Source organism: Acidovorax sp., from assembly GCF_046339755.1.
In the GTDB taxonomy this organism is placed as follows: Bacteria; Pseudomonadota; Gammaproteobacteria; order Burkholderiales; family Burkholderiaceae_C; genus Acidovorax.
The window spans coordinates 1-14,833 of record NZ_JBKDTZ010000114.1 but is presented as its reverse complement, the minus strand read 5'-3'; the positions used below and the strand labels follow the sequence as shown (position 1 = coordinate 14,833).

The following is a 14,833-nucleotide window of genomic DNA, read 5'->3' as shown; positions in this document are numbered from 1 at the left end:
GAGGGTAGCGCCAGCGCTACCGTCCATCCCCAAAGAGATCCTTGATCAGTTCGGCCAGGGGGCAATGACCGCCGAGGCCATCAACGCCGCCTCCATGGCCTTCAAGAAAGCCTTGATCGAGCGGGCGCTGGGGGCTGAGTTGAGCCACCACCTGGGCTATCCGCACGGGGCCGACAAGCCCTTGCACAGCCCCAACCAACGCAATGGCAAGAGCGGCAAGACGGTGCTGACAGAGGACGGCCCATTGCAGATTGACGTTCCCCGTGACCGAGAAGGCTCCTTTGAGCCGATCCTGATCCCCAAGCACGAAAGGCGCTTCACTGGCTTTGACGACAAGATCGTGGCCATGTATGCGCGTGGCATGACCGTGCGCGATATCCAGGCCTTTCTGACAGAGCAGTACGGCGTGGATGTTTCTGCGCAATTCATCAGTTCGGTCACCGACGAGGTGATGGCTGAAGTCACTTCCTGGCAGAGCCGCCCCCTGGAGCCCATGTACCCCGTGGTGTTCCTTGATGCGCTGCGCGTGAAGATCCGCGAGGACGCGGTGGTGCGCAACAAGGCGATCTACCTGGCGCTGGGCGTGCTGGCCGATGGCTCGCGGGATATCCTGGGACTGTGGATCGAAGGCACGGAAGGAGCCAAGTTCTGGATGAAGGTCTTCAACGACCTGAAGACGCGCGGCGTCAACGACATCCTGATCGCGGTGACCGACGGCCTCAAGGGCATGCCCGAGGCACTGGCGGCTGTGTTCCCGGCCACGACGCTGCAAACGTGCATCGTGCACCTGATCCGCAACAGCCTGGAATTTGCCAGCTGGAAAGACCGCAGAGGGCTGGCGGCAGCGCTCAAACCGGTCTACACGGCAGCGACGATGGAGGCGGCCATGAAGGAGTTGGATGCCCTGGAGGCGGGAGCCTGGGGCCAAAAGTTCCCTACCGTCATAGCGGCCTGGCGCAGGGCATGGGAGCGGGTCATTCCCTTCTTTGCCTTCCCACCAGCCATTCGCAAGGTGATCTACACGACCAATGCCATCGAGAGCATCAATGCGCAGTTGCGCAAGATCATCAAGACCCGAGGCCACTTCCCCAACGATGAGGCGGCGACCAAGCTGATCTGGTTGGCGCTGCGCAACATCACGACAGAGTGGGGGCGCGCTGCGCCAGATTGGAAGAGTGCGATGAACCAGTTTGCGATCCTCTATGCGGATCGATTCATCAAGTCCGCTGCTTAGACAAGCAGCTTCACCGCCTTGAACACAAAAAATCTGACACTCCCCTTTCTTGGCGGCCAAGAGAAAGTTACTGCGCCGCCGGGCGCACATCCCGGCACCCGCCCTCCACCAAGGCATGCGGCAACCAGATCTCACCAGCCCCCAAACCGCTCCCACTGCGCCACCACTGCACCATCCTGCACAGCCTGGTACTGCGCATACTGCGCACCGGTGGCGCAGGCATGGTTGGGCAGGATCCGCAACTGCCGCCCCACCGGGAACCGCTGCGCGATGTCGCCAGCGTCCGCCGACCCGGGGCCCGCGGCCAGCGACAGGATCCCATGCTCCTGGTTGGCGCCGCTCAGCACATAGCCTTCGAGCACCGTGCCGTCCACATCGCACACCTGGCCATAGCCATAGTCGTGCGACTGCTTTTGCGTACCCCGGTCGCGGCTCATGGCCATCCAGCCGGCATCGACGATCGCCCAGCCCTTGTCCACCTGGTGGCCGATCACGGTGGTGAGCACGCTCAGCGCGATGTCGTCGGTGCTGCACACGCCCACGTTGTGCATCACCAGGTCGAAGAACACATACACGCCGGCGCGCACCTCGGTCACGCCCGCGAGGTCCGCCGCCGACAGGGCCGTGGGCGTGGAACCCACGCTCACCACGGCGCAGGGCAGGCCGGCGGCGCGCAGGCGCTCGGCCGCGCGCACGCAGCCGGCGCGCTCCTGCTCGGCCAGGGCGGTGAGGGCCTCGGGGGTGTTGAGGTCGTAGCTGCCGCCCGCGTGCGTCATCACGCCGGCCAGGCGCATGCCGCCGTCGTGCAGGGCTCGGCCCACGGCGATCAGCGCGTCTTCATCGGGCTTGATGCCCGAGCGGTGGCCATCGGTGTCCACCTCGATCAGCACCTCGAACACCTCGCCGTGCTCGCGGCCAAAGGCCGCGATGGCCTGGGCCGCGGCGAGGTTGTCGGTGATGATGTTCAGGTCGCAGCCCTGGTGGCGCAGCGCCAGCACCTGGGGCAGCTTGTGCGGCACGGTGCCCACGGCGTAGAGGATGTCGGTGATGCCGTGGGCGAAGAACTCGGCCGCCTCCTTGAGGGTGGAGACGGTGATGCCCTGCGCGCCGGCAGCGATCTGCGCGTCGGTCACGGCCGGGCACTTGGCCGTCTTGGCGTGCGGGCGAAAGCGCACACCCAGCGCGTTCATGCGCTCCTGCATACGGGTGATGTTGCGCCGCATGCGCGGCAGTTCGATCAAGGCGGCAGGGGTGTCCAGGGTGTCGAGCGATTGCGCGGTGGTGGTGGCGGCGTCAGGCATGGTGGGGACTCCTCTGGATGGCTTATTGCTGCGTGGCCAGAAGGGCGCAAAAGCGCTCCATGTCCACGTTGCCGCCGCTGATCAGCACCCCCACCTTCTTGCCCTGGAGCTCGGCGGCCCGCGCGCGCGCTGCGGCAAAGCCCAGGCAGCCGGTGGGCTCCACCACCAGCTTCATGCGCGTGGCGAAGAAGCGCATGGCGTCCACCAGCTGGGCATCGCTCACGGTGAGGATGTCGTCCACGTCGCGGCGGATGATGGGGAAGGTGATGTTGCCCAGGTGCTGCGTCTGCGCGCCGTCGGCAATGGTCTTGGGCGTGTCGATGTGCACGATGGCGCCGCTGCGGAACGACTGCTGCCCGTCGTTGCCGGCCTCGGGCTCCACGCCGTAGAGCTTGCACTTCGGCGACAGCGCGCGCGTGGACAGGGCCGAGCCCGAGAGCAGGCCGCCGCCGCCCAGGCAGACGAAGAAGGCGTCGAGCTCGCCCACCTCTTCGAACAGCTCCTTGGCGGCCGTGCCCTGGCCGGCCAGCACGTCGGCGTGGTCATACGGCGGTATCAGGGTCAGGCCGTTGCGCTCGGCCAGGTCGCGCGTGATCTGTTCGCGGTCTTGCGTGTAGCGGTCGTAGAACACCACGTTGGCGCCATAGCCCTGCGTGGCCGCTACCTTGGCGGCGGGTGCGTCCTGCGGCATGACGATGGTGGCGGGCATGCCCAGCTCGCGCGCGGCCAGGGCGATGCCCTGCGCATGGTTGCCCGAGGAGAACGCGATCACACCGGCCTTGCGCTGGGCAGCGTCGAACTTGGCCAGTGCGTTGTAGGCGCCGCGGAACTTGAAGGCGCCCATGCGCTGCAGGTTCTCGCACTTGAAGAACACCTGGGCGCCCAGCTCGGCATCCACGGTGCGCGAGGTGAGCACGGGCGTGCGGTGCGCAACGCCCGCGATGCGGCCGGCAGCGGCGACGACGTCGTCATAGGTGGGAAGTTGTTGGGCAGTGGTCATGGCAGTGGTGGGTGTGGTGGATGGAGAAGAAAGCGAAAAAGAGCGGGCGGGCATCACCAGGGCCAGGCGATGGCGGTGCCCAGGCCCTGGGCCAGCGCCTGGGTGCGCAGCATGCGGGCGACGGTCAGGTCCTGCAGGGCCAGGCCGGTCATGTCGAAGACGGTGATGTCCTGCGCGCCGCGCTGCACGGGCGCCTGGCCCGTGAGCACATCGCCGAGCTCGGTGCAGGGCAGGTCGGGGGCGGCCCACTGCACCTCACCGATGCTGCGGGACTGGGCTGCGTCGTCCACGAACACATGGGCGCGCTCCAGCAGGCCCTCGGGCAACTCGCGCTTGCCGCGCGTGTCGGTGCCCACGGCGTTGATGTGGGTGCCAGGCTGTACAGCTGCCGCATCGAACAGCGCGCCGCAGCCCGGCGTGGCGGTGATGACCACGTCGCTCGCGGCCACGGCGGCGTTCGCGTCGGTGGCGTGGGCGATGTCGCAGCAGCCCCGGAGCTCTGCCTCGAAATCGGGCCGCGGCTGGCCGTCGTGCGTGAGGTAGCGCACCTGGGTGAGCGCAGGCAGCACCTGCAGCGCAAAGCGCAGCTGCACGCGCGCCTGCACGCCGGTGCCGAACAGGCACAGGCGCGTGCTCTCGGCGCGGGCCAGGTGCTGCAGGCCCAGTGCCCCGGCTGCGCCCGTGCGCTCGGTGGTGATGGCATTGCCGTCCAGCACGCACAGCGGGCGGCCCGTGGCCGGGTCGATCAGCAGCACCGTGGCCTGGTGCGGCTCGCCGCCCCGCGCCCGGTTGGCGGGCCAGAAGCCGGCGGCCTTGAAGCCCAGCAGCCCCTGCGCGGACACGTCTCCCGACTTGATGCCGAACACGCCGCCCGTGGGCAGCGCCTCTCGTACCACGGGGAAGACCCGGCCCGCGCGCTGGCTGTGCAGGGTGAAGGCCTCGTGTACCGCACGCAGCACGTCCTCGGGCTGCAGCAGGGCCGTGACCTGGTGCGTGTCCAGCAGCAGCAGGGATGCCTGCGTGCGGTCGGTGGTGGCGGGGTTGGCACTCATGGTGTCACCTCACTTGGCCACATCGCCATACACCGTGGCGCGCGATACGCCCAGGTGCTGCGCCACCACTTCCATGGCGCGGCGCACCTCCAGGCTGCCCGACTCGCGCAGCTCGCGCAGCAGGGCGCGCCGCTCGGCCGCCTTGAGCGCACGCGGCGCGGTGGACAGGCGCGCCGCGAACTGGTCGATGCGCTGGCGGATGGCCTCGGCCCCGGCCGGGTCCAGCGATTCGGTGAGCCCTGCGGTGGCGCCATCGATGGCCGTGAACTGGCCCACCATGCTCTGCAGGCTGCGGAACTGCGTGAGGTCCACGTTCAGGCACAGCGCGGCGATGTACTGGCCCGTCGAATCCTTGATGCCCACCGAGGTGCTCTTGGCCTGCCTGCCATCCGCGAACTGGTTGGCGTAGTTGGCAATGACCTGCGGATAGTCGGGGTCTGCTATGCGCGCCAGGCCCAGCTCGGTTGTGGGCTCGCCCACGGCACGGCCCGAGAGGTTGTTGTGGATGGCCAGGATCGACTGCCCCGGATCCAGCAGGTCGTGCACCACCACCTCGCAGAACGGCGCAAAGGTGGCGGCCAGCCCCTGGGCCACCTGCTCGATCTGGGAGAGCAGGGCTTTTTGTTCGGGGGTGCGGTGCGGGGCGGGGGAGGGCGTGCGTTTTGGCATTTGGATAATTTATCCAAAAATAGATAAATTGTCAAAGCTGCAGCAAATTGAACACGACCGCCGTTTCCGGTGATGAACCCGGCTTTCTGCGCTGCCTTAAAAAATTCTTAATTGCGCTAAGAAGTCCTTAAAGCCGGGCCGGCACCATGCGGTTCAGCGGCGGCGAAACCCTCGCCGCACCTGTTGTTGAAAGAGTCGCCACCATGCCCCATGTCCGGTTCGCTTCGGGTCTTGCCCTTCTGTCCCTGTCGCTGCTGCTGTCCGCGTGCACCAGCATCCCGCAAAGTGCCATGCCCAAGGAGCGTTTTGCGCAGCTTGGCTGCCATGAGCTGGACAACGAGCTCGCCATGGCGCAAGAGAGCAACCGGGTGGCCGGCGAGGCCAAGAGCGCCTCCTGGCAGCTGGTGCTGCCGGTGGCGGTGGCGGCGCGCTATTTCAACGCCAACTCCGTGCAGATCGATTCCGAGCTGCGCATGGTGAGCTTGCGGGAGCAGCGCCGCAGCAAGGGCTGCCAGCAGGTGGCTGGCTGATGCCCCGGCAGCGCAGGGCCATGCACATGGCTGCGCGGGCCGCTGCGCCCGGGCTGCTCGCCCTGCTGCCCGTGCTGGCAGGCTGCGCCACCGCTGCCCAGCCCGACCCTCTGGAGCCCTGGAACCGCGGCGTCTTTCGCTTCAACGAGGCGGTGGATGGCGCTGTGCTGGCCCCTCTCGCGCGGGGTTACGCCCGCGTGCTGCCGCAGGGCATGCAGACCAGCCTGGGCCATTTCTTCACCAACCCGCAGGACATCGGCTCGGCGGCCAACCTGCTGCTGCAGGGGCGGCCGGGGGCTGCGGCGTCGGACCTGGCCCGAGTGGCCGTGAACACCACCGTGGGCGTGCTCGGCCTGTTCGATGTGGCCACGCCCATGGGCCTGGTGCGCCACGGCGCTGACACGGGCCAGACGCTGGGCCGCTGGGGGCTGGGCGCGGGCGCCTACATCGTCTGGCCGCTGCTGGGCCCGTCCACCGTGCGCGATACGGCGGGCCTGCCGGCCGAGCTGCTGCTTGCGCCGCAAACCCTGGCTGCCAGCACAGCGGTGCGCAACGGCCTCACGGTTTTGCAGGCCACCCAGGCGCGGGCCGAACTGCTGCCCGCCACGCAGGTGATCGACCGCATTGCGCTGGACAAGTACCTCTTTGTGCGCGATGCCTACCTGCAGCACCGCCGCGCGCTGGTGCACGGTGAGGCGCAGGTGCCGGGCGATGCGCCGCCGGGCTCGGCCGCTGCGGGTGGCGATGAGCGTTTCGACCTGGACGCCGGCTCCGATACCGGCACCGCTGCTGCACCCGCCTTCCGCAGCGATGGCAGTGGCGGTGAGCAAGCGCCCTGAATTTCAATTTTCTGCTACGTTGTTTCAACCCTGAGGATCCCGACCATGCTCCCGTTCCCTTTCATCCCCGTCCCTGCAACCACCGGCCTGCGCTGGCGTGCGCGGCCTGCACCGGGCGCCCCCGCACCCACTCCGAGTGCTCCTGTGAATGGCCTGCGCGCTGCCGTGGCCGCAGCCGCCCTGGGTGTGCTGGCTTCGCCGGCAGCCTGGGCGCAGGACGGCAGCACACCCGGTGGCACATCGGGCACCGGCGCTGCTTCGCAATGGGGCCTGGGCCTTGGCGTGGCGGTGGACCGGGCCCCCTACCGCGACTTCGACGACAAGGTGCAGGGGCTGCCGCTCATCTACTTCGAAAACCGCTGGGTCAGCGTGCTCGGTCCCTCGCTGGACGTCAAGCTGCCGTCTGCCGGGCCGGTATCGCTCAGGCTGCGCGCGCGCTATGCGGGCGAAGGGTATGAGGCCGAGGATTCGCCCTACCTCACTGGCATGGACGAGCGCAAGGCCAGCTTCTGGGTGGGCGGCGCGGCCATCTGGCGCACCGGGTTGGCCAATGTCTCGGGCGAGTGGCTCGGCGATGCCTCGGGCCACAGCAAGGGGCACAGGATCAAGCTGCAGGTGGATCGGCGCTTCCAGCAGGGGGCCTTCGACTTCACTCCGCGACTGGCCGCGCACTGGGCCGACAGCAAGTATGTGGACTACTATTACGGCGTGAAATCCTCCGAAGCACTGCCCCAGCGCCGGGCCTACCAGGGCGATGCCAGCGTCAACCTGGAGCTGGGCCTGCGCGTGGGCTATGCCATCGCCCCACGGCAGAGCATGTTCTTGGACATCAGCACCACCCACCTGGGCAGCGGCATCAAGGACAGCCCGCTGGTGGACCGCTCCAGCACCACTGGCCTGCGCCTGGGCTACCTGTACCGGTTCTGATGGTGCGGCATCTGCAACCGAGCCAAGCCACCCGGCAGTGGCCCCGCGCCCTGGCGCTGTTGGCCGCCATGGCATGCGCGGGCTGCGCTGCGCCGCGCGGGCCCATGGTGCCGCTGGGCCAGGGCAGCTTTGCCCAGTACCGCGCCGAAACGCAGGACTGGATGGCGCAGCACCGCGCCTTCCAGAGCGACGAGCGGGACAGCGAGCTGGCGCGCAACGCGCCCATGGAATGGCGCCCGGCGCAGGCCGCGCGCAAGGGCGTGGTGCTGTTCCACGGCCTGGGCGATTCGCCCTGGTCGTTTGCCGACATCGGGCAGGCGCTGGCGGGCCAGGGCTTTCTGGTGCGCACCGCGCTGCTGCCAGGCCATGGCACGCGCCCGGCCGACCTGATCGGCGTGGACCTGGACGACTGGCGCAGCCTGGTGGCACAGCAGGCAGCCCTGCTGGCGCAAGAGGTGCCCGAGGTCTACCTGGGCGGCTTTTCCACCGGCGCCAACCTGGCACTGGAGTACGCGCTGGACCACCCGGAGGTGGCCGGCTTGGTGCTCTTCTCGCCGGCCTTCAAGTCGGGCGTGCCGCTGGACTGGATCGTGCCCTGGGTGGCCCGCGTGCGCACCTGGCTGCGCCAGCCCGATTCCGCCCAGCCCCAGCAGACCCTCCTGCGCTACCTCAATGTGCCCACCAATGGCTTTGCGCAGTACTACCGCAGCGCTGCCGCCGTGCGCGAGAAGATCGCGCGCCAGCCCTATGCCAGGCCGGCCCTGTTGGTGCTGGCGCAGCACGACTCGGTGTTGGATGTGGAGCATGTGCTCGGCACCTTCGAGACCCGCTTCACCCACCCCGCCAGCCGCCTCATCTGGTATGGCGAGCTGCCAGCGGGGCGTGGCGGCGCCATCCTGCAGCGCAGCGGTTCCGGGCAGCACGCGCGTGTGCTGGTGCGTACCGACAAGCTGCCGCAGCACCGCATCAGCCAGTTCTCGCACATGGGCGTGCTGTTTTCGCCGGCCAACCCGCTCTACGGCGTGGAGGGCACCGAGCGCATGTGCTGGAACGGGCAGGACACCGCCGACCAGGCCCGCTGCATGGCGGGCGAGCCGGTGTGGTACTCGGACTGGGGCTACCGCGAGAGCGCCAAGGTGCACGCGCGGCTCACCTTCAACCCCTATTTCGACTGGCAGGCCGAGGTCATGCGCGAGGTGCTGGCCGCCGAGTGAGTTGGCCGCGGCGTCCGCCAGGGATCTCAGCCTGCCGCGCCGCCGCCATCGCCCTGCACCGCAGGAAACAGTACGCGCACGCAAAAGCCCCTGCCCTCCAGCCCCGCGCAGGTGCTGATGGTGGCACCGTGCAGTTGCGCGATGCCGGCCACCAGCGACAGGCCGATGCCGCTGCCCTTCACGGCGCTGCCTGCCACGCGGTGAAAGCGCTGGAAGATCGCCTCGCGCTCCGAATCGGGGACGCCGGGGCCGTCGTCCGCCACCTCCAGGCATGCCTGGGTGGCGCCATCCTGGTCCACTTCGACGGGCCCGCAGGCGATGCGCACGCGACCGCCGGGCGCGGTGTAGCGCAGGGCGTTGTCCACCAGGTTGCGCAGCAGGATGCCGATCTCGTCGATGTCGCAGGCAATGGTGCAGGGCTGCAGGTCCAGCAGCAGGTGGCGTTGCTGCTGGTGCGCCTGCATGTCGAACTCGCGGCTCACATACGCGGCCAGCTCGCTCAAGTCGGCCAGTGCCTGGTGCGTGGCACGGGCGCCTGCGTTCAGCCGCGCCAGGTCCAGCAGCTGCTCCGACAGGCGCGTGCTGCGCTCGGCCACTGCCAGCAGCTTGGCCAGCGCGGCATCCTTGTCTGCCAGGGTGGTGGCGCGCACGGCCACCTGGGCCTGGGCCTGCAAGGCGGCCAAAGGCGTGCGCAGTTCGTGCGCAGCGTCGCCGATGAAGCGGCGCTCACCCTCCACCGCCTCGTCCAACTGGTGCAGCACATGGTTGAAGGCGCCCACCAGCGGCTGCAGCTCGGCCGGCAACGCGTCCGTGGGCAGCGGGGTGAGGTCGAATTTCTGGCGCTGGTGCAGCGCTGCCTCCATCGCGGCCACGGGCAGCAGGGCGCGGCGCACGGCGAACCCCATGAACGAGCCTATCAGCACCAGCAGCGCGGTGGCGATGCCCATCGCGATCAACGCTTTCTTGCGCAGTTCCGCGTCGATCACGCTGTGCAGGTTGCCCACCTGCACGGTAATGCGGCCCGTGCTGTCCGAGACGGAATACACGCGCCAGCGCTGCCCCTCGACCATGGTGCTGGCAAAGCCATCGGCGAAGTCTGGCTTGAGGGGCGTGCGGGGCGACCCTGGCGTGCCTACCGCGCGTTGGCTGCGGTACACCCACACCTGAAACGCCAGGTTCTCCTGCTGCGCCAAGGCATCGGCCCGCACCTGTTCGCTTTGCTCCACGCCACGCAGCTTGGCGTGGCTAGGTACCGTCTGCAGGATCTTGTGGGCAATGCCGCGCAGCCGCTTGTCCTCGATGCTGCTCTGGCTCAGCGCAAAGTAGCCGGCCAGCACCGCCAGCGCCACCCCCCAGCACAGCACGATGGTGGCGCCCCCGGCCAGCAGCATGCGGCTGCGCAGCGACCTCGCGGTCTTCGTCATGGACGCCATGCCCCCGCCTCGCCGAACATGTAGCCGTGACCATGCACCGTGGTGATCAGGTCGTCCCCCAGCTTGCGCCGCAGCTGGTGGATGAAGACGGCGATGGTGTTGCTCTCGACGGTGCTGGCATGGCCATACACCACGTCTTCCAGGTGGTCGCGCGTCACCACATGGCCCGGGCGCTCCAGCAGGGCCAGCAGCGTGCGGTACTCGTGGCTGCTCAGCGCCACGCGCTCGCCTGCGCGCAGCACCAGCCGCTTGCTGCGGTCGAGTTCGATGTCCCGGTACTTGAAGACCGGCACCACCCGCCCCTGCGTGCGCCGCACCACCGCGCGCACCCGTGCCCACAGCTCATCGACCTGGAAGGGCTTGATCATGTAGTCGTCCGCCCCGGCATCGAGCCCCAGGATGCGCTCGCTCAGCTGCCCGCGCGCGGTGAGGATCAGCACGGGGGTCACGTCGTAGCGGGCGCGCATGGCCTTGAGCACGGTAAGACCCGACTCGCGCGGCAGCCCCAGGTCCAGCAGCACCGCACCGTAGGCATGGTCCACCAGCGCCAGCCGCGCGCCCGCCGCGTCGCATACCCGGTCGATGCGCCAGGCGTTCTGGTGCGCTGCATCGCACACGGCTTCCGCGAGCATGTCGTCGTCTTCGACCAGGAGAAGGTGCACAGGGAACTTTCGGGAATGCAGGCTCCATCATCGCCGCAAGCGATTAACGAGTTGTTAACCGATGCATGCTGCCCTGGCCGGCGCTGCCATCGTCCGGCTACGGAGCCGTCTTAACAACTTCTTAATTCCGTTAAATGGCGCTTAAACACGCCCGGGCAACATGCTGTTGCGTGGCGGCGAATCTCTCGCCGCCCATCCACTGAAAGCCTTGCCATGCTTCATGAACCGTTTGTTCCGCGCCTCGTTCTCCTGTCTTGCGCCTTGCTGTTGGGCGCCTGCAGCAATATCCCGCAGAGCGCGACCCCCGTATCGCGCTTTGGCCAGCTCAGCTGCGCCGAGATCGACAGCGAATGGGCGCAGGCCCAGGAAAGCCGCCGGGCAGCCGCGCAGGCCAAGGCGGATTCGTGGCATGTGGTCATGCCTTTTGCGGTGGTGGCTCGCTACACCAATGCCTCTACGGTCCATGCCGATGCTGAGCAGCGGCTGGTGAGTCTGGGCGAGCAGCGCAGGGACAAGGGATGCGCTCAGACTGCTGGCAGTTGAGCACCACGACTCCCATTGAGATGACCGAAAGCCTCTTCGAGGTAAAAACCAGATTGAAAAACCAAGCCATGACACTTTGGACTGCCTCGCACATACCTTCGCAACGCGGCCGCACGGCCGTGGTCACCGGCACTGGCGGCCTGGGTCTGGAAAGCGCGCTTGCACTCGCGCGTGCCGGTGCCGACGTGATCATCGCAGGACGCAATCGCTTCAAGGGCCAGGATGCCGTGGCACAGGTGCGCGCGAGCGTTCCCGGCGCGAACCTGTGCTTCGAAGAACTCGACCTGGCCAATCTCGAATCCGTGGAGGCATTTGGCTCACGGCGGCGTGCAAGGCAAGGCAGTGTGGACATCCTGATCAACAACGCCGCGGTGATGGCACCACCGCAGCGCAGGACGACGGACGATGGGTTCGAACTGCAGTTCGGCACCAACTACCTGGGCCACTTTGCGTTGACCGCCCACCTGCTGCCTCTTTTGCGCAAGAGCCAAAGTCCCCGTGTGGTGACCCTCTCCAGCATCGCGGCGCGCGCGGGCACGGTCAATTTCGATGATTTGCAGGCCGAGCGTGGCTACAAGCCGATGCCGGTCTACGGCCAGTCCAAGCTCGCGTGTCTCATGTTTGCCCTGGAACTGCAGCGCCAAAGCGATGCAGCAGGCTGGGGCCTTGCCAGCGTCGCCGCGCATCCAGGCATTGCGCGCACGGACCTGATTCCCAACGGAGCGGGGGCTGGCAGTGCATCCGCCTTTTTGCGCACATTCCTGTGGTTCTTGTTCCAGCCTGCAGCCCAGGGCGCGTTGCCGACTCTCTATGCGGCAACGTCACCCATGGCCAAGGGTGGAGCGTATTACGGTCCAGACCGGATGGGTGAGATGCGCGGACACCCAGCCCCCGCGAAGGTGCCTGCGCAAGCACTGGATGCCGCGGCAGCGGAACGCCTGTGGAAGGTCTCCAGGCAGTTGACAGGCGTGACGTTCGAATGAAGGTCGCTGCAAAGGCTTCAACCCTACGGGTCTTGCGAAGCGGTTGAGGGGGGATCGAAGCCGGCATCGACCCAGCAATCGGAAAAAAGCCCCCGGCTCCGTGCCAGCGCACGGGGGCCGAGGGCTCTTGCGATACCTGGAGTCGATCAGGGCAGCTTGATCTGGATCACCGCATTCGCGATGCTGGCGTACAGCACGGAATCACGGATGGCGATGCCACCGGGGCGGTTGATCACGCCTGGCAGATCACCCGCGGCGAATCCCTTGCGTCCCACCTGGCCCACCAGGGTACTGACCTGGCCGGCAGGGGTGATCTTGCGGATCACGCTGTTGGCGGGGTCGGAGACATACACGTTGCCGTTCTTGTCCACCGCAAGGCTGGCTGTTTTGAGCGATTCTCGCCAGTCCACCGAGAACAGTGCGGCTGCGCCAACGCCGTCGGCATGGCCGGGTGCGGCATTGGGGTTGCCTGCCAAGGTGCTGACCACGCCTTCCGGCGTGATCTTGCGGATGGTCGGGCCCAGCTTGGCGCTGTAGTACAGGCCATCGACCACGTAGACGTTGCCCGCCGCATCGGTGGCCATTTGGCCCAGCCACGCGAATTGTGCGGCCTGGCCTGTGCCATCCCGGTGACCCACTGTGCCCTCGGTACCCGCAAACAGGGTGGCCGTTCCTTTGGTATCGACCTTGTAGATGGCACCCAGGTAGGTGGACACATAGACGTTGCCTGCCGTGTCTGCCGCAATGCCGGTCAAGGCGTTGGAGAGGAACCTGTTCATCAACGGTTTCAGGTCCGCCAGCAGCACGGCCTCGCACTTGCTCAGCTTCAGGATGCGCGAATCGATCGTGGTGTAAAGGTTGCCAGCCCCATCGGTGGCCAGGGCAAATTCACGTGACAGCAGTTCGCTGGACAGGCCCGTGATTGACGCGCATTGCCCGCCGGGCTGGCCCAGCGTGCGTACCACGCCGTCCGATTGCACCGTGCGGATGGTGCCGTTGCCCTTGTCGCGCACATACAGGGTGCCCGATGGACTGGCGGCCAGCGACCAGGGGTTGTCAAAGCGTGCATCGGCGCCCTGCGCATCGTTGGTGCCCGTGGAGGCCACGGGGCCTGCGGCCACCGTGTACGTGCCCTGCTCGGTGTAGCTGCGCAACTGCAGGAAGGGGTTGAGCCTGTCGCGGCCGTAGCTGCGTTCGGCCACCAGGAGTTGGCCGTCGGCCTTGGCCACCATGGCGAGAGGCTGGCACAGGTTACTCACGGCGAAGGTGGAACATGCGAACTGGGAACGGACCAGGGTCGTGACGCTGCCATCGCTGCCGATACGGTGAATGGATGGTTGGTTGATGACGCCAAACACGGTGGTCGACGAGCTGTCCACAAAGTTGTCCAGAACGAACAGACGATCCGCCGGGTCGAAGGCGATGGCCCTGATATTGCGGAACCTGCCACCAGACACCACAGTGGCTTGACCATCCGCATTGTATTTTCGGATCACCTGGTCGTTGGAGTCTCCCGAATAGAGGGTTCCCGCAGAATCGGTTGCCAGGAGCAGGGGCTTGTAGGCCGTGAAGCCGTAGCCCATGTTCGAGGGGCTCTGGCTGGCCTGGCCGACCAGGGTGCTGACTGTGCCATTGGCCGTGATCTTGCGGATCCGTCCCGACAGAGCGGGGTCCGTGCCCGACGAATCAAAGCGGCCGGTGGCTTCCGCCACATACACGCTGCCGGCCTTGTCCACGGCGATGCTGGTGGGGCTGCAGAGCGTGGCGCTGGTGCCTGCGCCATCCTGGTTGGCGCAGACCCCTGCCTGGCCTGCCAGGGTGGTGACGGCGCCCGCTGGGGTGATCTTGCGCACCAGGTGGTTCCCGGTGTCTGCCACATAGGTGTTTCCGGCGGCGTCCACGGCCACTGCGGTGGGGGCGTTGAACGCGCCAGGACCCGAGCCGCCGGCCAGGGTGCTGACCTGTTCCTGGTTGGCGCTGAGCTTGCGGATCAGGTTGTTGCCGGTGTCGGCGATGAGCACTTCGCCCGAAGGGCCCAGGGCCAGTCCCGCGACCCGCGTGCTGAAGCTTGCGGAGTTTTTGCTGGCGCCATCCTGGTTGCCATCGCCAATTGGGTTGCCGGCCAGCAGCGACACGGCGGTGGCGGGGGCTGGAGGCGGCGGTGGGGCGGGTGGTTCACCCGAGTCGCCAGAGCCGCCTCCGCAGGCGGTGAGCATGGGAACCACCAAAGCGGCCAGCAGGCCGATGCGTTGCAGTCGTTCGTTGAGGGCGGTGTCTGGCATGAATTCTCCCAAGGTTGGTTCTTGTCGCGCGGGGCGAGGCCGTGGCGCTTTGTTGCGTCCCTTGCGTTCTGTGTAACGTTTTGTTGCGTGAATGCAAGCGTTGAGACAAGCGCTATTCCAACAGGGAGTTCGTCAGGAGTCTGTGATTCAGCGCACCTCTTTGG

At 67.3% G+C, this 14,833-nt stretch carries 14 protein-coding genes; 7 read left to right on the top strand and 7 right to left on the bottom strand.

From position 1 onward, the window contains the following. Nucleotides 1-25 precede the first annotated feature (25 nt). Nucleotides 26-1,234, top strand: coding sequence for an IS256 family transposase (locus tag ACK59X_RS09060; RefSeq protein ID WP_409956664.1), 1,209 nt, complete (start codon nucleotides 26-28; stop codon nucleotides 1,232-1,234). Between the two features lie 131 nt (nucleotides 1,235-1,365). Here ACK59X_RS09060 and ACK59X_RS09055 read toward each other — a convergent pair whose 3' ends face one another. The 4 genes from ACK59X_RS09055 to ACK59X_RS09040 are packed head-to-tail and all read right to left on the bottom strand — an operon-like array spanning nucleotide 1,366 to nucleotide 5,256. Beyond that, nucleotides 1,366-2,535 (bottom strand): DSD1 family PLP-dependent enzyme, encoded by a 1,170-nt coding sequence (locus ACK59X_RS09055; protein ID WP_409956662.1) that lies wholly within the window; start codon nucleotides 2,533-2,535, stop codon nucleotides 1,366-1,368. A 22-nt stretch (nucleotides 2,536-2,557) separates the two neighbouring features. Further along, entirely contained in the window at nucleotides 2,558-3,535 is a 978-nt protein-coding gene (locus ACK59X_RS09050; protein ID WP_409956660.1) for a threo-3-hydroxy-L-aspartate ammonia-lyase, read from the bottom strand. A 53-nt stretch (nucleotides 3,536-3,588) separates the two neighbouring features. Further along, nucleotides 3,589-4,587: an ornithine cyclodeaminase family protein gene (locus ACK59X_RS09045; protein ID WP_409956658.1), complete on the bottom strand. Its 999-nt coding sequence runs from the start codon at nucleotides 4,585-4,587 to the stop codon at nucleotides 3,589-3,591. A 9-nt stretch (nucleotides 4,588-4,596) separates the two neighbouring features. Beyond that, entirely contained in the window at nucleotides 4,597-5,256 is a 660-nt protein-coding gene (locus ACK59X_RS09040) for a transcriptional regulator (RefSeq protein ID WP_409956656.1), read from the bottom strand. Between the two features lie 203 nt (nucleotides 5,257-5,459). On the opposite strand from ACK59X_RS09040, the gene ACK59X_RS09035 reads away from it, so the two are divergent. The 4 genes from ACK59X_RS09035 to ACK59X_RS09020 are packed head-to-tail and all read left to right on the top strand — an operon-like array spanning nucleotide 5,460 to nucleotide 8,766. Next, nucleotides 5,460-5,786 (top strand): hypothetical protein, encoded by a 327-nt coding sequence (locus ACK59X_RS09035; protein WP_409956654.1) that lies wholly within the window; start codon nucleotides 5,460-5,462, stop codon nucleotides 5,784-5,786. Between the two features lie 20 nt (nucleotides 5,787-5,806). Further along, nucleotides 5,807-6,625 carry a VacJ family lipoprotein gene (locus ACK59X_RS09030; RefSeq protein WP_409956652.1) on the top strand — a complete coding sequence of 273 codons (819 nt, stop codon included), beginning with the start codon at nucleotides 5,807-5,809 and terminating at the stop codon, nucleotides 6,623-6,625. A gap of 45 nt (nucleotides 6,626-6,670) precedes the next feature. Further along, nucleotides 6,671-7,552 carry a MipA/OmpV family protein gene (locus ACK59X_RS09025; protein WP_409956650.1) on the top strand — a complete coding sequence of 294 codons (882 nt, stop codon included), beginning with the start codon at nucleotides 6,671-6,673 and terminating at the stop codon, nucleotides 7,550-7,552. 2 nt (nucleotides 7,553-7,554) lie between these two features. Continuing rightward, on the top strand, nucleotides 7,555-8,766 hold the full coding sequence (locus ACK59X_RS09020) for an alpha/beta hydrolase (protein ID WP_409956648.1): 1,212 nt from the start codon (nucleotides 7,555-7,557) through the stop codon (nucleotides 8,764-8,766). A 26-nt stretch (nucleotides 8,767-8,792) separates the two neighbouring features. Here the strand turns inward: ACK59X_RS09020 and ACK59X_RS09015 are convergent, their stop codons facing one another. Together ACK59X_RS09015 and ACK59X_RS09010 are read right to left on the bottom strand one after the other, a co-directional pair. Next, a complete protein-coding gene (locus ACK59X_RS09015; RefSeq protein WP_409956647.1) occupies nucleotides 8,793-10,190 on the bottom strand; it encodes a sensor histidine kinase in 1,398 nt (465 codons plus the stop codon). Then, nucleotides 10,187-10,861: a response regulator transcription factor gene (locus ACK59X_RS09010; RefSeq protein WP_409956645.1), complete on the bottom strand. Its 675-nt coding sequence runs from the start codon at nucleotides 10,859-10,861 to the stop codon at nucleotides 10,187-10,189. Before ACK59X_RS09010 ends, ACK59X_RS09015 begins: the two co-directional genes overlap by 4 nt. Before the next feature lie 213 nt (nucleotides 10,862-11,074). On the opposite strand from ACK59X_RS09010, the gene ACK59X_RS09005 reads away from it, so the two are divergent. Together ACK59X_RS09005 and ACK59X_RS09000 are read left to right on the top strand one after the other, a co-directional pair. Next, the gene (locus ACK59X_RS09005; protein WP_409956643.1) at nucleotides 11,075-11,404 is read left to right on the top strand and encodes a hypothetical protein; all 330 of its coding nucleotides are present in this window, start codon (nucleotides 11,075-11,077) and stop codon (nucleotides 11,402-11,404) included. A 20-nt stretch (nucleotides 11,405-11,424) separates the two neighbouring features. Next, the gene (locus ACK59X_RS09000) at nucleotides 11,425-12,387 is read left to right on the top strand and encodes an SDR family oxidoreductase (RefSeq protein ID WP_409956641.1); all 963 of its coding nucleotides are present in this window, start codon (nucleotides 11,425-11,427) and stop codon (nucleotides 12,385-12,387) included. Nucleotides 12,388-12,533: 146 nt separating this feature from the next. Here ACK59X_RS09000 and ACK59X_RS08995 read toward each other — a convergent pair whose 3' ends face one another. Then, the gene (locus ACK59X_RS08995; RefSeq protein ID WP_409956639.1) at nucleotides 12,534-14,669 is read right to left on the bottom strand and encodes a hypothetical protein; all 2,136 of its coding nucleotides are present in this window, start codon (nucleotides 14,667-14,669) and stop codon (nucleotides 12,534-12,536) included. Nucleotides 14,670-14,833 lie beyond the last annotated feature (164 nt).

What these genes read in the sequence shown, in the direction of transcription:
- ACK59X_RS09055 (WP_409956662.1), bottom strand. Translation starts at nt 2,535, where the DNA reads ATGCCTGACGCCGCCACCACCACCGCGCAATCGCTCGACACCCTGGAC.
- ACK59X_RS09050 (WP_409956660.1), bottom strand. Translation starts at nt 3,535, where the DNA reads ATGACCACTGCCCAACAACTTCCCACCTATGACGACGTCGTCGCCGCT.
- ACK59X_RS09045 (WP_409956658.1), bottom strand. Translation starts at nt 4,587, where the DNA reads ATGAGTGCCAACCCCGCCACCACCGACCGCACGCAGGCATCCCTGCTG.
- ACK59X_RS09040 (WP_409956656.1), bottom strand. Translation starts at nt 5,256, where the DNA reads ATGCCAAAACGCACGCCCTCCCCCGCCCCGCACCGCACCCCCGAACAA.
- ACK59X_RS09035 (WP_409956654.1), top strand. Translation starts at nt 5,460, where the DNA reads ATGCCCCATGTCCGGTTCGCTTCGGGTCTTGCCCTTCTGTCCCTGTCG.
- ACK59X_RS09030 (WP_409956652.1), top strand. Translation starts at nt 5,807, where the DNA reads ATGCACATGGCTGCGCGGGCCGCTGCGCCCGGGCTGCTCGCCCTGCTG.
- ACK59X_RS09025 (WP_409956650.1), top strand. Translation starts at nt 6,671, where the DNA reads ATGCTCCCGTTCCCTTTCATCCCCGTCCCTGCAACCACCGGCCTGCGC.
- ACK59X_RS09015 (WP_409956647.1), bottom strand. Translation starts at nt 10,190, where the DNA reads ATGACGAAGACCGCGAGGTCGCTGCGCAGCCGCATGCTGCTGGCCGGG.
- ACK59X_RS09005 (WP_409956643.1), top strand. Translation starts at nt 11,075, where the DNA reads ATGCTTCATGAACCGTTTGTTCCGCGCCTCGTTCTCCTGTCTTGCGCC.
- ACK59X_RS09000 (WP_409956641.1), top strand. Translation starts at nt 11,425, where the DNA reads ATGACCGAAAGCCTCTTCGAGGTAAAAACCAGATTGAAAAACCAAGCC.
- ACK59X_RS08995 (WP_409956639.1), bottom strand. Translation starts at nt 14,669, where the DNA reads ATGCCAGACACCGCCCTCAACGAACGACTGCAACGCATCGGCCTGCTG.